This window comes from Streptomyces sp. NPDC001634 (assembly GCF_040298185.1).
In the GTDB taxonomy this organism is placed as follows: Bacteria; Actinomycetota; Actinomycetes; order Streptomycetales; family Streptomycetaceae; genus Streptomyces.
On sequence record NZ_JBEOZU010000010.1, the window covers coordinates 153,866 to 168,100 of the forward strand.

General features: G+C 70.7%; 10 protein-coding genes and 2 pseudogenes. 5 read left to right on the forward strand and 7 right to left on the reverse strand.

Annotated elements, in window-relative coordinates:
• Positions 1 to 6 precede the first annotated feature (6 nt).
• From ABT186_RS09400 to ABT186_RS09410, 3 genes are all read left to right on the forward strand, one after another.
• Positions 7 to 2,040: an acetoacetate--CoA ligase gene (locus ABT186_RS09400; protein ID WP_351234620.1), complete on the forward strand. Its 2,034-nt coding sequence runs from the start codon at positions 7 to 9 to the stop codon at positions 2,038 to 2,040.
• Positions 2,037 to 2,390 (forward strand): DoxX family protein, encoded by a 354-nt coding sequence (locus ABT186_RS09405; protein ID WP_351924351.1) that lies wholly within the window; start codon positions 2,037 to 2,039, stop codon positions 2,388 to 2,390. Before ABT186_RS09400 ends, ABT186_RS09405 begins: the two co-directional genes overlap by 4 nt.
• A 141-nt stretch (positions 2,391 to 2,531) precedes the next feature.
• Positions 2,532 to 3,224: a hypothetical protein gene (locus tag ABT186_RS09410; RefSeq protein WP_351924353.1), complete on the forward strand. Its 693-nt coding sequence runs from the start codon at positions 2,532 to 2,534 to the stop codon at positions 3,222 to 3,224.
• A 272-nt stretch (positions 3,225 to 3,496) separates the two neighbouring features.
• Here ABT186_RS09410 and ABT186_RS09415 read toward each other — a convergent pair whose 3' ends face one another.
• From ABT186_RS09415 to ABT186_RS09435, 5 genes are all read right to left on the reverse strand, one after another.
• Entirely contained in the window at positions 3,497 to 4,648 is a 1,152-nt protein-coding gene (locus ABT186_RS09415; protein WP_351924355.1) for a VOC family protein, read from the reverse strand.
• A 154-nt stretch (positions 4,649 to 4,802) separates the two neighbouring features.
• Positions 4,803 to 6,569, reverse strand: a complete 1,767-nt coding sequence (locus ABT186_RS09420) for an FAD-dependent monooxygenase (protein ID WP_351924357.1) — start codon at positions 6,567 to 6,569, stop codon at positions 4,803 to 4,805.
• A 448-nt stretch (positions 6,570 to 7,017) separates the two neighbouring features.
• Positions 7,018 to 7,368: a DoxX family protein gene (locus ABT186_RS09425; RefSeq protein WP_351924359.1), complete on the reverse strand. Its 351-nt coding sequence runs from the start codon at positions 7,366 to 7,368 to the stop codon at positions 7,018 to 7,020.
• Positions 7,365 to 9,302, reverse strand: a complete 1,938-nt coding sequence (locus tag ABT186_RS09430; RefSeq protein WP_351234608.1) for an acyl-CoA synthetase — start codon at positions 9,300 to 9,302, stop codon at positions 7,365 to 7,367. The genes ABT186_RS09425 and ABT186_RS09430 overlap by 4 nt, the downstream gene beginning before the upstream one ends.
• 95 nt (positions 9,303 to 9,397) lie before the next feature.
• The gene (locus ABT186_RS09435; RefSeq protein WP_351924361.1) at positions 9,398 to 10,351 is read right to left on the reverse strand and encodes a fumarylacetoacetate hydrolase family protein; all 954 of its coding nucleotides are present in this window, start codon (positions 10,349 to 10,351) and stop codon (positions 9,398 to 9,400) included.
• Between the two features lie 153 nt (positions 10,352 to 10,504).
• On the opposite strand from ABT186_RS09435, the gene ABT186_RS09440 reads away from it, so the two are divergent.
• Together ABT186_RS09440 and ABT186_RS09445 are read left to right on the forward strand one after the other, a co-directional pair.
• On the forward strand, positions 10,505 to 11,170 hold the full coding sequence (locus tag ABT186_RS09440; RefSeq protein ID WP_351234604.1) for a TetR/AcrR family transcriptional regulator: 666 nt from the start codon (positions 10,505 to 10,507) through the stop codon (positions 11,168 to 11,170).
• A 650-nt stretch (positions 11,171 to 11,820) separates the two neighbouring features.
• Entirely contained in the window at positions 11,821 to 13,506 is a 1,686-nt protein-coding gene (locus tag ABT186_RS09445; protein ID WP_351924363.1) for a ribonuclease J, read from the forward strand.
• A 185-nt stretch (positions 13,507 to 13,691) separates the two neighbouring features.
• Here ABT186_RS09445 and ABT186_RS09450 read toward each other — a convergent pair.
• Positions 13,692 to 13,959 (reverse strand): annotated as a pseudogene (locus ABT186_RS09450) (ATP-binding protein); the annotation flags it as partial.
• Between the two features lie 79 nt (positions 13,960 to 14,038).
• A pseudogene (locus ABT186_RS09455) lies at positions 14,039 to 14,235 on the reverse strand (IS701 family transposase); the annotation flags it as partial.

Genomic DNA, 14,235 nt, shown 5'->3' on the forward strand with positions numbered 1-14,235 from the left:
CACACCATGACCACCCCGCACTCCACGCCTTGTCCGGAGCCCTTCCTGCCGCCCGACCCCCAAGCGGCCGCCGGCAGCCGCATCGCGGACTTCGCCCGCTGGGCCGCCCGGCACCAGGGCGCCGAAGGCATCCAGGACCCCACCGACTACCAGGCCCTGCACCGCTGGTCCGTCACCGACCTGGAGGCGTTCTGGGCGGCGGTGTGGGAGTACTTCGACATCGACGCCGCCACTCCGCACGAGCGGGTGCTGGCCGAGGAGACCATGCCCGGCGCCCGCTGGTTCCCCGGCGCCACCCTCAACTACGCCCACCACGCATTGCGCAACCTGCACCCGGACGCACCCGCGATCACCGCACTGGACGAGACAGGAGCCGCCTACGAGATCACGGGCCGGCAGCTGCGCGCCCAGGTCGCCTCCGTCGCAGCCACCCTGCGCGACCTGGGCGTCGGACAGGGCGACAGGGTGGTCGGCTACCTGCCCAACACCCCCCACGCCGTCATCGCCTTCCTCGCCACGGCCAGCCTGGGCGCGGTGTGGTCGGTGTGCGGCCAGGACTACGCGCCCAAGACCGCCGCCGACCGCTTCGCCCAGCTCGAACCCACGGTGCTCATCACGGCGGACGGCTACCTCTTCAACGGCACCGGCCACGACCGCCGCGCTGCTTCCCTCGACCTGGCCGCCGCCCTTCCCACGCTCAAGGCCACGGTTCTCGTGGATCACCTGGGCCTTGCGTGGTCCGAGACCCGGGCCGCGGGACTGACGGTTCCCTGGGAGGACGCGGCCGGTCGCACCGAGTACCTCAGGATCACTCCGGTGCCGTTCGACCACCCGCTGTGGATCGTCTTCTCCTCCGGCACCACCGGCCTGCCCAAGGGCATCGTGCACGGCCACGGCGGCGTCCTGCTGGAGCACCTCAAGACCCTCGGCCTGCACTCCGACCTCGGTCCCGGCGACCGCTTGCTGTGGTACACCACCACCCACTGGATGATGTGGAACCTGGTCGTCTCCACCCTGCTGACCGGCGCCACCACCTGCACCTACGACGGCAGCCCCGCGCCGGTGGCGCGCCCGGACGTCCTGTGGGAGCTGGCGGCCCGCCACAAGGTCACCGTCTTCGGCACCAGCCCCCAGTACCTGCTGGCCATGGCCAAGCTGGGCATCGAACCCTCCGTGCACGACCTGTCGGCCGTCCGCGCCATCGGCAGCACCGGCTCCACCCTGCCCGCCTCCGCCTACCGCTGGGTCCGCGACCACGTGGGCGCGGGCATCCAGCTGGCCTCCACCAGCGGCGGCACCGATGTCGTCTCCGCCTTCGCCGGCAGCGCCCCCACAACCCCGGTGTGGGCGGGTGAGCTGTCGGCCCCCAACCTCGGCGTGGCGCTCGCGGCCTACGACGGCGCGGGACGGCCGGTCGTCGACCAGGTCGGCGAACTGGTCGTCACCCGCCCGATGCCCTCCATGCCGCTGTACTTCTGGAACGACCCCGACGGCAGCCGCTACCGCGACGCCTACTTCACCGCCTACCCGGGCGTGTGGCGCCACGGCGACTGGATCACGATCACGGGTCACGGCTCGGTGATCGTCCACGGCCGCTCCGACGCCACCCTCAACCGCAACGGCGTACGCCTGGGCAGCGCCGACATCCACGACATCGTCGAACGCCTCCCCGAGATCGCCGAGGCCCTCGTCATCGGCGCGGAGGAACCCGACGGCGGTTACTGGATGCCGCTCTTCGTCGTCCCGGCGCCCGGAGTCACGCTGGACGACGCCCTGCGCGAGAAGATCCGCGACGCCCTCCGCACCGGCGCCTCACCCCGCCACGTCCCCGACGAGATCCTCGCCGTACCGGCCATCCCGCACACCAGGACCGGCAAGAAACTCGAGGTCCCGGTGAAGCGCCTGCTCCAGGGCGCGCCCGCCGAGCAGGTCCTCAATCCCTCGGCGGTCGACAACCCGGACCTCGTCGCCTACTTCGCCGACCTGGGAGCCGAACGCCGCGAGACCCGTCACCCGCACACCGTCAAGGACGCCTCATGAGCCTCTCCGCCGCCCTGGCCTGTCCGATCGTGCTGATCTTCGCCCTGCTGGGCGTGGCCAAGATCATGGCCCTCGGCCCGATGCCCGAGCTGGCCGCCCACGCCGGCTTCACCACCTCGGCCTACCGGCTGATCGGTGCGCTGGAGCTGGCGGGCGCCATCGGCATGGCGATCGGCCCGGCCCTGCCCTTGTTCGGAGAGCTGGCCGGCCTCGGCCTCCTTGCGCTCCTCGCCGGTGCCGTGACCACGCACGTGCGCAAAGGAGACGGGCCGCCCAAACTCGTCCCCGCGGTCATGTGCGCCGCGCTGGTCGCCTGGTATCTCGTGGTCCTTGCCGGTGGCGGGTCGTGACATCGGCTGCGCGCCGTAGCTGCCACCTCTGACAGGCGGGACCGCCGTGCTCGTCAGCCGCCGCGCGCAGGCGGCAGAGGAGCCTGAGTGCCGTTAGCGAGCCCACGCCGGGGCTGACACACTGGATCTGTGGTTCCACTGATGACCGCGACCGATCAGGCCGCGTCCTCATCACTCACAGGCGCCGGCGTGGTGTCGGTCTGCGCACTGCTCTTCACCGTCGCGTCGTTCTGGTGGCTCAACGCCAGACAAGGGCGGCTGAAGACCTGGGAGCCTCACGCCTTCGCGGCGATCATTCACTCGTCCACGGCCCGCCTGCGGCTCCCGCTCGTCCTTCACAACACCGGCCCCAAGCCGATCGTCGTGCAGGACCTCATCCTGACCTTCCCCGACGAGCCCGCTTCTCACCTGCCGCTGCTGTGGGTGTCCTCACCGTCCCGCCTTCAGCCGGGGCCGGACGAGGATGCGAAACTGCCGGCCGGCTTCGTAGTGCCCGGAAGGGAAGCGCAACAACTCTTCATCGAGTTCGAGGCACCCTTTTCCGGGTTCGTGCCGGAAGCCCGTGACTACAAGGTCCAGCTGCAGGCAAGAGTCGGCCACCGAAAGGGGTGGCGCCGCCTGCTGACGTTCACTCTGCGGGCCGCCAACATCATCGATCCGGATCGCTACACCGTCTACAACAACGCACCGGTCGAGCTGACGAAGGAAGATCAAAGAAGAGCGGATGCCGCACTCCTTGAGTTGTTGCAAGAGCAAGGGGACGACTCCGCGCCGGGCGGCAGGAGACCGCGGCGTTCTTCCCATGACGACGGCGACACCGACACGAGCCGCTGACGCAGCACCCGTCGACCGCAGGAACCGTGATCTCCTGATCGCAGCAGGAGCGTGCTCGGCCGCAGATTGAATGCCTCCGCTCAGTTCGGCGACAGCGTCCCTGCTCTTGGTGCTGGAGAGCATTCGCCAGCCACTGCTGGGAAGTGGCGAGGTCCTGCATCCGGGAGCCGATGGATGCACGGACCAGGTGGCGGGTGAGGAGGGTCGCGGCGGTCAGCCCGGTGGGCGCGGCACCGATGACCACAACGGGTACATGCTCAGGGTGGGGGCGGTCACTTGCTCAGGGCTTTCATCAGGCCCAGCAGCCGGGCGCGGTCGATTTCGTTGTCCTCGCGCAGTGCGGAGATCGCCTGCAGGAGCGCCCCCGGCGAGGGGGCGGTGCCGAGGAAGTCGCGGGTGGCGGGCGGGCCCCACTGGGCCAGGCCGGAAGCGGACATGGCGGCCCAGCCGGGTTCCAGTGTGTTGTCGAAGACATCGCCGTCGGCGTAGTGCTCCAGCATGAAGCGGTCGGGGTCGCGCCAGTAGTCGAAGATCTGGCTGCCCTGGATGTGCCGGCCGATGCCCCAGGAGTGGTGGTAGCCGCGTTCGCGCAGGTATTCGCCTCCGGCGGCCAGCGCGTCGAGGTCGGCGACCTGGTAGGCGGAGTGAACGTAGCCCGTGTCGGGACCGAGATGCATGGCCAGGGTGTGGTGGTCGGCGGGTTCGCCGCCGCGGTCGCAGCGGATGAAGGCCATGGTGGGTCCACGGTCGCGCTGCCCGTCCAGGTAGAGGAAGTCGCTGACGATCAGGCCGAGGTGCTGCAGGTACCAGTCCAGGGCGCGACGGAATACCCGGGTGGAGAGGACGACGTGGCCCAGGCGCTGCACCTGGGCGGGTTCGCGGGGCGGGCGCTGGGTGGCGTTGATGCGGGCGGCCGCGGTGGTGGTGCCCGTGTTGAGGACCAGGGGCTGTTGCAGCGGTCGCGCGGGCTGCTCGGCGACGCCGTGTACGACGCGGACCGGGATGCCGGAGGGGTCCAGCAGGTCCACGGCGCGGCCACCGCCGTACTCGGTGAGAGCCTGGGCTTTGTGGCCGGTGGCGCGGGCGAGCCGTTCGAGGTCAGCGGCGTCGGCGGCCTGGAAGGCGGGGCCGATGAACCGGGAGGCGGGACCACGGCGGATCACCAGGCAGTGCGGTCCGGCCAGGGCGCCGCGTAGATAGAGGGTGTCATCGGTGCGGGCGGCGGTGGTGAACCCGAAGTCGTGGGCGAAGGTCTCGGCGCGGTCCAGGTCAGGCTTAGTGAACTCCAACCAGGCCAGGTCGACCACCTTGATGACGGGCTGGGCGGCGCGGCCGGGGTGCTCCCCGCGCAGGGCGCCCTGCTCGCTGTGCAGACCCTGATGGGCGTCGGCAGTGGCGGCAGGGGTGGGTGTCGGATCGTTCACGGGGTTCCTTCCTGTGGCCTCCACGACCTGTGGCGAGGGTGGGGCGGGTGCCGCAGTGCCGCGGTGTCCCGGAGGCGAGGCGGAGATGAGGGTGGGGGCCCGGCCCGCCGACTGCGGCGGTGATCGGCAGGCCGGGTGGCACGGCAGATAAGCCCTACCGTGCGAGGAGGGAGCCCAGTGCGGCGGTGAGTTCCGCGACCGGGTCGGTGGCCGCGCCATGGAAGCGCCGGCCGATGAAGCGGTCCGGGCGCACGAGGACGGCGCCTTGCGGTGTGTGGCCGCGTGCGGCGGTCCAGGTGGAGCGCAGGTCGCGGTAGTCGCCGTCGACATGGCCGACCCGGATGGCGTCCAGCGGCAACCCGCTCTCGGCGGCGATCTTTTCGGCGGCCTCGCGCCAAGCCTGGCCGTCCTCCCCGGCGATCAGCAGGAACCGGCCGGGGCGCACAAGGCGGGCCAGGGCCACGCGATGGCCGTCGAGGTCCTCCAGCCAGGCGTGGGGCAGCGGGTGTCCGGGGCGGGCGGCGGGCTGGTAGATGCGGACCGGGTCGGGGTTCTCGGGTGCGGGAGTGCCGTCGGGGACGACGGCCGCGGAGTCGTAGGTGTAGCCGAACTCCACGCCCAGTTCGTTGAACTCCATGGACTGGGCGGCCACGGCGGCCAGGAAGGTGCGGCGGAAGTCGGCGTCGGCGGGGTCCTCGCTCCACAGGCGGCGGGCCTGCCGCCAGTTCTCCTCCTCGTCGGCCTCGGGCCCGCCGCCGAAGAGGGCGTTGATGGCGATGTGGTTCATGGCGTTCTCCAGCGAGCGCTGGACGTTGGTGGCGTCCACGGGGCGCCGCTCGGCCTCGTAGGTGTCCAGCAGGGCGTCGTCGGCATGGCCGTTCAGCACGGCGGCGAGCTTCCAGGTGAGGTTCTGGACGTCGTGCATGGCGGAGGTCAGGCCGAGGCCGCCGGTCGGCGGATGACGGTGGGCGGCGTCGCCGGCGATCAGGACGCGGCCGACGCGGTAGCGGTCGGCGACCACGCCCTCGAGTGTCCAGCGGGAGATCATGTGGACCGTCAGGTCCTCCTCGCTCAGGCCCAACCCCGTGCGCAGGTCGGCCAGTACCGACTCGTCATCCAGCGCGCGACCGTCATCGGGCCCGTAGTTGAGGTGGAAGACCCACTCCTCGGACTCCGGGCCCCAGTGGCCGGGGCCCATGGGCACGAGCACGCCCGGGATGCCGAGGTCGGGCAGCCACAGCCAGCGGATCAGCACGTCAGGGTCGGTCGCCACCTGGGACAGGTCGGCGGAGATGTGGAAGGAGACCACGCGGGCGAGGTTACGCACGCCCTCCTGGACGATGCCCAGGGCGGGTCCGACAGTGCGGCCGCCGTCGCAGCCCAGCAGGTAGCGGGCCCGCACCCGGTAGGTCTCGCCGGTCTCGCGGTCGGTGACGGCGGCGGTGACGCCCTCGTCGTCCTGGGCGAGTGCGGTCAGCTCGTGATGGAAGCGGACCCGGCCCGTGGCGAGTTCCTCGGCGCGGGTGCGCAGGACCGGCTCCAGTCGGATCTGGGGCAGGTTGGCCTGTCGCTCGGGGCTGGCCGCGAGCCACTCCGGGGAGTGCCCGCCGGCTCCCCAAGCCTCCATCCTGGCGACCCTGCGGCCGTAGTCTTCGTGGTCGCCTGCCAGGCCGACGTACCAGGCGGTGTGGGACATCTGCTCGGCCGGGGTGGAGGCGGCGTAGATGGTGTCGGCCACGCCGGCGTCGCGCATGATCTCCATGGCGCGCTGGTTCAGGACGTGGGCCTTGGGCAGGACGGAGGTGCTGGGCCAGGCGGTGACCAGCAGGGACTCGATGCCCATGCGGCTGAGCAGCATGGAGGCGGTGAGCCCCGCACCGCCTCCGCCGACGATGAGGACGGGGACGTCGATGTCGTTCATGGGTACTCCATGGGGTGTCACGGCTCGGGGCCATGGGGTGGGGACGGCTCAGGAGCGGCGGGGGAAGAGCGCCAAGGGCGTTTCCCCGGTCGATTGATCGAGGCGGGGTGTCCGCGAATTGAGCGGGCGGCGGCGCACGGATGCGAAAGGCTGGTCGTTCCGAGAGGCGCCCGCTCGCTGCGGGCGGGCGTCGGCAGCCCGGACGGCACGGAGGGGACGCCAGAAACAGTGGTGTCGATTCAGAGGCCGCACACGGCCTCGGCGGCCAAGGCGGTGAAGATGCGGTGGGCGCCGTACGAGCCGTACGAAAGGAAGGCGGCCGGCGGAGGCGGGCTGAGTATGGACGCTGTGCTACGCCAGCCACCGCGCGGAGGCGCAGGGCGGCAGATGCTGGCGGACGTCGATGCGGCTCATCGTGATGCTCCTCGGAGCCCAGGCGGCGGCGATGCTAGCCGCCGACCAGCGCGACGAGATGGGCTCCGGCCAAGGCACCCGCGATGACGGCCGGCAGGCAGCGGGCCGCCGGATCGCCGCTGCGCAGGTGGACGACGACGGCTCCGGCCATGAGCAGGATCAGGCCGACCGATGCGGCGGCACCGAGCACGGTGATCCACAGGCCGAGCAGCAGACCGGCCGCTGCCGCCACCTCCAGAGCACCCAGCAGGCGGTAGTGGGTGGTGGTCATGCCGACGTGGGCCGCGGCCTGGCGCATCGCGGGTACTGCCGCGAGCTTGGCCGACCCGAGCAGAAGGAAAATCCCGGCGAGGAGGACGGCGAGAACGATGGCGGTGGTGCTCATGGGGTTTCTCTCTCAAGTGGCTTGCTGGGGGCGTACTGCCAGTGCAGGACGTACCGGTCGAGGGCTGCGGTGACCTTGCTCCGTACCGCCTCGTCGGCAGGGGCGGGCACCGTGACGCGGACACCACCGTCGTGCGGTCGGCACAGGATGCGTTCCGGGTCGCAGTCCGCGCCCTGGGCGGCCAGTTCGGCGTGGACCGCGCGGCGGGTTGCGTCCAGGCGGAGGCCGAGCTTGTAGGGCTTGCCGACGGCGGTGAGCGGGATGGCGTCGATCACGAGCACCTCGCGCGGGGTGGCGGCGCGTTCGGGGACCCGTTCGGTGGCCCAGGTGAGTAGTTCGGCGGGCTCGGTCTGGGCGCCGGGGGCGAGGGTGACGTAGGCGACGGGCACTTCGCCGGCGTGCGGGTCGGGGCGGCCGACCGCCACGGCGGCGGTGACCTGGGGGTGGGTGAGGAGGGCGTCCTCGATCGCGGCGGGGTCGATGTTGTGGCCCCCGCGGATGATCAGGTCCTTGGCTCGGCCGGCGAGATGGATGAAGCCGTCGGCGTCGATGCGGGCCAGGTCGCCCGTGTCCAGCCAGCCGTCGCGGATCTTTCCAGCGGTCTCCAGGCGAGGTCCGTGGGCGGTGTGCTCGGCGACGTACCCGGCGAAGACGACCGGGCCGCTGACGGCGAGCACCCCGGTGGCGCCCAGCGGCAGGTCGTGCCACTCACCGGTGTCCGGGTCGATCCGCACCGTCTTGACCTGCTGGTAGAGCAGGCGCCGACCGACGCTGCCGGGGCGAGTGTGGCCGGGCAGGCCGAGGGCGGAGGCGCAGGTCGCCTCGGTCAGCCCGTAGCCCTCGCACAGGGGGATCCCGGTGTGCTTCTCGAAGGACTCCCGTACGGCGGGCGGCAGCGGGGAGGCTCCGACGGCGGCGAACCGCATGCTGGAGATGTCCGCGTCGACGGGGACCCGGGCGAGGACGGAGTACACGGTGGGCACCGCCGACATGGCGGCGATGCGGTAGTGCTCCACCAGCTTCCAGAACACCGGATACAGCTCGGGATCGCGGTAGCCCAGCGGCCCGGCCCACACCACTCCCCGGCCGCGCAGCAGCGGGCCGAGCAGGGTGACGATCAGGGCGTTGACGTGGAACAACGGCAGCGCCGCGGACATCACCGAGTCCTCGTCGAGAGGAATACTCGCGGCCACCATCCAGGCGTCGACGACCTCGTTGGTGTGCGTGTGCGCGGCGAGCTTGGGAGTTCCGGTGGTGCCGCCGGTGTGGAAGTAGGAAGCCAGGTCGTCGGCGGCCGGGGGCTCGATGTCCACCAGCCGATCGGCGGGATGGGACGCGGCAAGCCCCGTGAGATAGCCGACGCGTACGCCCTCGATGGGGTCCAGAGCGGGGGCGGGGCCGTCGGCCAGGGTGGGGGTCAGTGCCAGCAGCGCGTCCAGCCGCAAGGCCGCGGCGACCTGCCGGGCCGTGGTCCACACCTGTGCATCGAGCTGCGGACCGGCGGCGATGAGCACCCGCGCGCCGCTGCGCCGCAGCAACTGCTCGACGTGCTCGGACGCCAGGCCCGGGTTGACCGGGGCGGCGATGCCCGCTGCCTGCGCGGCCAGCAGGGCGCCGGGCAGCTCCGCGGTGTTCGGCGCGAGCAGGCCCACGGCGGCCCGGCGGGTGACGCCGAGAGAGCCCAGCAGATTGGCGGTGCGATGCACCTGGTCACGCAGTTGCGCGAAGGTGGCTGTGGCGGGGCGCAGGAAGCGGGCGGCATCGGGTAGCACCGTCAGGGCCGGGCGGTCGGGCCACAGGCGGGCGGCGCGCAGCAGGGTGTCGTAGGTGGTGGCGGGCAGGCCGCGCTCATGCAGCGGAACGGCCTCGATCGTGGACAGGTCCGCGCTGCTGTCGGGGGTGGGCCACAGCAGGTCGGCGGGTGTGCGTGTCACCGGTGCGCCTTTGCAGGGTGAGGGATGGGGTCAGGTGGCCGGCCCGGTACGGGGATGCCGGGCCGGCCGGTCCCGGGCGGGGGTCCCGGGAGCCGTCAGCGGGCGCGCACCACCGTGCGCTGCTCGCCGAGATCGAGTGCGCCGTCGTCGGTCGCGATACGGGCCGTGACGACGTCGCCGTCCTTGAGGTAGTCGGGATTCGCCTGCTGGCGGGCGAAGAACTTCTGCCAGCGCTTGTGCGGGGGCAGCAGGGCGGCAAGGGTGGTCAGGAGCCTGCCCGGAGACTTCAGGGCGGTGCCGCCGGGGGTTCCGGTGAGCAGGACGTCACCGGGCTGCAGGTGCTGGAAGCGGGCGAGCAGACTGAGGGCGCGGGCGGGCCGGACGATCATGTCCGTGGTGGTGCGGTCCTGCCGGGTGGCCCCATTGACCTTGAGGGTAAGCCGCAGGTCCGGCAGGCGGGCCAGGTCGTCGGCGTCGACCAGGAGCAGCCGGGGCCCAAGCGGTGTGAAGGTCGGGTACGACTTGGACTCGTAGAACTGCGTCTTGGGCAGTTGCAGATCGCGGGCGCTGACGTCGTCTGCGACCACCAGCGCGGCGACGAACGCCGGCAGGGTGGAGTCGGTGACCTCGGTACCGACCGGCAGGTCGGCACCCATCACCAGCCCGAGCTCCACCTCGTAGTCCAGGAAACGCACGTGCTGTGGACGCCCGATGTCCTGGTAGGGCCCGCTGACGGACCCGGACGCCTTGCGGAAGAACGCGGGCGGAACAGTGTCCGGGTCGAACCCGGAGTCCACCGCGTGGGAACGGTAGTTGACCATCTGCGCCACCACCCGGCAGGGCGTGGTGACAGGCGACAGCAGCTCGGCCTCTCCAACCGAAACCCCGGCGTCGGGGTCACCCGTGGCGCGGGCAGCCGCCCGCTGCACGGCGGAACGGTCGGCGAGCAGGCCGGCGGTGGTGTCCGCGCCGGTGTCGACGCGGTGCAGCCGTCCTGTGCCGCTCTCCACCCACCAGCCGTCTGTGGTGCGGACGACCTGGATACTCATCAGCTCTCCTGAGTCCTGGACAGGCACCGACCGGCGCTCCCGCGAGCAGCTCCAGTCAGCAGTGATGAGAGAATCAGTCCAGATGACGACCCCGTCAACAGCAGTCAGTCGTGACGAAACAATCAAAGCTGATGCACTGAGCATGGTGGAGAGATGAGTATTGATCGACAGGGCAGGGCCAACGCACCCAGTCACACGCCCAACCGCGTGGACCGGCGCAAGGCGCGTACCCGTGCCGCGCTGATCGCCGCCGCGCAGCGGTTCCTCGCCGAGCAGGGGCGGACCGACGTGAGCATCCAGGAGATCACCGAGGCGGCGGACGTCGGCTTCGGCTCCTTCTACAACCACTTCACCAGCAAGGACGAGCTGTTCGACGCGGCCGTCGCCCTCACCCTGGAGGAACACGGCGCACTCCTGGAATCCGTCGTAGGAGACCTGAAGGACCCCGCGGAGATCTTCGCCGCCAGCGTCCGCCTGACCGGCCGACTGCAGCGCACCCACACACAGATCGCCAGGATCCTCGTCCGTACGGGCATGCCCTATCTGACCTCCGACAGCGGCTTGGCACCTCAGGCGATGCGGGATCTGCGGGCCGCCGCCGACACTGGACGGCTGGACATCGACGACCCGCGCACTTCTGTGGCCATGGTCGGCGGCGCCCTGCTCGGAGTGCTCCACCTACTGGAGACCCGCCCGGACCTCGATGCCGCGCATGTTTCCGACCAGCTGGCCTTCCGCCTGCTGCGCATGTTCGGCATGACGCGCGCCGAAGCACAGGAGATCGCCACTCGGCCCCTGCCATCGCTGCCCCGGACCTGACAATGGCGAGCAAGTTCGGTGACGCATGCGGATGTGACCAGCGCCCGTAAGCGGTCTACCGCACGTCGCACCCGCGCAGAGACACGTCGCCCACGTCCGCCAAGGTGACGCTCAGGGAGGCCGGGGGCGAAATCCCCGAAGGATCTCGGCGCAGAGGATGGTTGTGCCTGCCCGGGAGGCGCTGCCCCGGGCGACGACCTTTCCGTCGTCCACCAATACCTCGGTCGAGCCGGAGGCACCTGTCAGCTGAACACTGTCCCCTCCACTCCGGCTGGCCGGGAAAGCCTCGGTGCCGATCACTTCCCCCACCACGGAGAGCGCGGCAGCCACATGAGCGTCCCGGTGCGTGTCCACTCCAAGGACCACCTCCCCCGTCGGCCGACGTCGGCGGGTACACGGGGCGGGGGACGTACCGGTCACGCTCGTGCACCTTCCGACCCGACGGCTCATCGCGTAGTTGGCACCGACCGCACGGACGGTCAGAACAGTGATGGCACATGGTCGGCGCGCCCCTGTCGAGACAGACCCCTCGGCATCAGCAACGCACCATCCCCGGCCAGCGGTCGACGAGCGGCAGTACGTCCTCGGCGGCGGGTCGTATCGAGCGCTCGTTGGATCACCCTGTCCCGCTCTCCGGGTACCGTCAGCGTATGAGTCATCCGCACCCCGAGCTGAAAGCCGCCCCGCCCCTTCCCGAAGGAGGGCTGCGGGTCATCGCCCTGGGCGGCCTGGGTGAGATCGGCCGCAACATGACCGTCTTCGAGCACGCGGGCAAGCTGCTCATCGTCGACTGCGGCGTGCTGTTCCCCGAAGAGACCCAGCCCGGCGTGGACGTGATCCTGCCGGACTTCACCTCGATCCGGGACCGGCTGGACGACGTCGTGGCCGTGGTACTCACCCACGGCCACGAGGACCACATCGGCGGCGTGCCGTACCTGCTGCGCGAGCGGTCCGACATCCCCGTCGTCGGCTCCAAGCTGACGCTGGCGTTCCTGGAGGCCAAGCTCAAGGAACACGGCATCCGGCCGCGCACGGTGCGGGTGCGGGAGGGCGACCGGCGTGGCTTCGGGCCCTTCGACTGCGAGTTCGTGGCGGTCAACCACTCCATCCCCGACAGCCTCGCGGCCGCGATCCGCACCCGGGCCGGGATGGTGCTGCACACCGGCGACTTCAAGATGGACCAGTTCCCTCTCGACGACCGCATCACCGATCTGCGCGCCTTCGCCCGCCTCGGCGAGGAGGGCGTGGACCTGTTCCTCACCGACTCCACCAACGCCGAAGTACCCGGCTTCACCACCTCCGAGCGAGAGCTGAACCCGGCGATCGAGCAGGTGATGCGCACCGCGCCGCGCCGGGTCATCGTCTCCAGCTTCGCCAGCCACGTGCACCGCATCCAGCAGGTCCTGGACGCCGCCCACCAGCACGGCCGCAAGGTCGCCTTCGTCGGCCGGTCGATGGTCCGCAATATGGGCATCGCCCGTGACCTGGGCTATTTGAAGGTCCCCTCCGGTCTGGTCGTGAGCACGAAGGAGCTGGAGAAGCTCCCGGATCACAAGATCGCTCTGGTGTGCACCGGCTCCCAGGGCGAACCGATGGCCGCGCTGTCACGGATGGCCAACCGCGACCACATGATCCGCATCGGCAAGGACGACACCGTCCTGCTCGCCAGCTCCCTCATCCCTGGCAACGAGAACGCCATCTACCGGGTGATCAACGGACTCACCCGGTGGGGCGCCCACGTGGTCCACAAGGGCAACGCCAAGGTGCACGTCTCCGGACACGCCAGCGCCGGCGAACTCGTCTACTGCTACAACATCGTCAAGCCCCGCAACGTCATGCCCGTGCACGGCGAATGGCGCCACCTGCGGGCCAACGGCGACCTCGCCATCCGTACCGGTGTCGACCCCGACCGGGTCGTCATCGCCGAGGACGGCGTCGTCGTCGACCTGGTCGACGGGCGCGCATCCATCACCGGCAAGGTTCCCGCCGGCAACGTCTACGTGGACGGCATGGAAGTCGGCGGCGCCACCGAAGCGTCCCTCAAGGACCGCCTCACCCTCGCCGCCGAAGGCGTGGTCACAGTGGTGGCGATCGTCGACGCAGACACCGGCGAGCTCGCCGAGGCCCCCGACTTCCTCGCCAGGGGCTTCGTCCACGACGACACCACCTTCGAGCCGGTCATCCCCGTCATCGAGAAGACCCTGGCCACCGCGGCCGAGGAAGGCGTCGGGGACGCGCGCCAACTCGAACAACTCGTCGCCCGGGCCGTGGCGAACTGGGCGTTCCGCACCCACCGCCGCAAGCCCCTCATCATCCCCGTCATCATCGACGCCTGAGCCACAGCCCGGCAGCAATGTCCCGTTCCGGCCGCGGCGCCGCCGGCATCGAGGTCGGGCACGGGGGTCGGCAGCCACCCCAGCAGACCGGGGTGGCAACGCACTCCACATGAGGAGTCATCGAAAACACGTCGCCGGAGGCGAAACGCATGAGTGAGTGAGCGGGGCCCGCCACGTTGTCCTGATCAGCCGGGGAGGTAGCAGCGAATGGTGACGCCGTCGGGGCCGGTGTGGACACGGACGAGTTGCGCGAATTGGTGGACGAGTAGGAGTCCCCTGCCACCGGGCTGCGTGGGATGGGGCGGGCGGCGACCGGCCAAGGGATCGTTCAGCTGTCCGTCGTCATGGACCTAGCAGACGATCCGGTCGCTCTCGGCCCAGATCCGCAGCATGCCCGAGCCGGCGCCGTGGACGACGCTGTTTGGTGGTCAGCTCCGCCACCGCGCTCAGGAGTCGAGGGTCTGTCTTGATCTTGGTGTGGTCCTGCTGGGCAGAGGTCGGTGGCAGGTGGTGCAGACGCCGGTCCAGCAGTTCAGCAGGTCCTGGAGGGTGTCGAGGATCTGGTAGAGGGTGAGTCCGTTGTGTCGGCTTTTGGGGCCAGCCGCTGCTCGGTGAGGAAGGCGTGGGCGGCGGTGACGAGGGTGGCGTGGTGGTGCCAGCCGTTCCAGGAGCGGCCTTCGAAGTGGTCCAGGCCCAGGCCGTGCTTGAGTTCGCGGTAATCGTGCTCGA

What these genes read in the sequence shown, in the direction of transcription:
- ABT186_RS09405 (WP_351924351.1), top strand. Translation starts at nt 2,037, where the DNA reads ATGAGCCTCTCCGCCGCCCTGGCCTGTCCGATCGTGCTGATCTTCGCC.
- ABT186_RS09435 (WP_351924361.1), bottom strand. Translation starts at nt 10,351, where the DNA reads ATGAGTATCCAGGTCGTCCGCACCACAGACGGCTGGTGGGTGGAGAGC.
- ABT186_RS09420 (WP_351924357.1), bottom strand. Translation starts at nt 6,569, where the DNA reads ATGAACGACATCGACGTCCCCGTCCTCATCGTCGGCGGAGGCGGTGCG.
- ABT186_RS09410 (WP_351924353.1), top strand. Translation starts at nt 2,532, where the DNA reads ATGACCGCGACCGATCAGGCCGCGTCCTCATCACTCACAGGCGCCGGC.
- ABT186_RS09445 (WP_351924363.1), top strand. Translation starts at nt 11,821, where the DNA reads ATGAGTCATCCGCACCCCGAGCTGAAAGCCGCCCCGCCCCTTCCCGAA.
- ABT186_RS09425 (WP_351924359.1), bottom strand. Translation starts at nt 7,368, where the DNA reads ATGAGCACCACCGCCATCGTTCTCGCCGTCCTCCTCGCCGGGATTTTC.
- ABT186_RS09400 (WP_351234620.1), top strand. Translation starts at nt 7, where the DNA reads ATGACCACCCCGCACTCCACGCCTTGTCCGGAGCCCTTCCTGCCGCCC.
- ABT186_RS09440 (WP_351234604.1), top strand. Translation starts at nt 10,505, where the DNA reads ATGAGTATTGATCGACAGGGCAGGGCCAACGCACCCAGTCACACGCCC.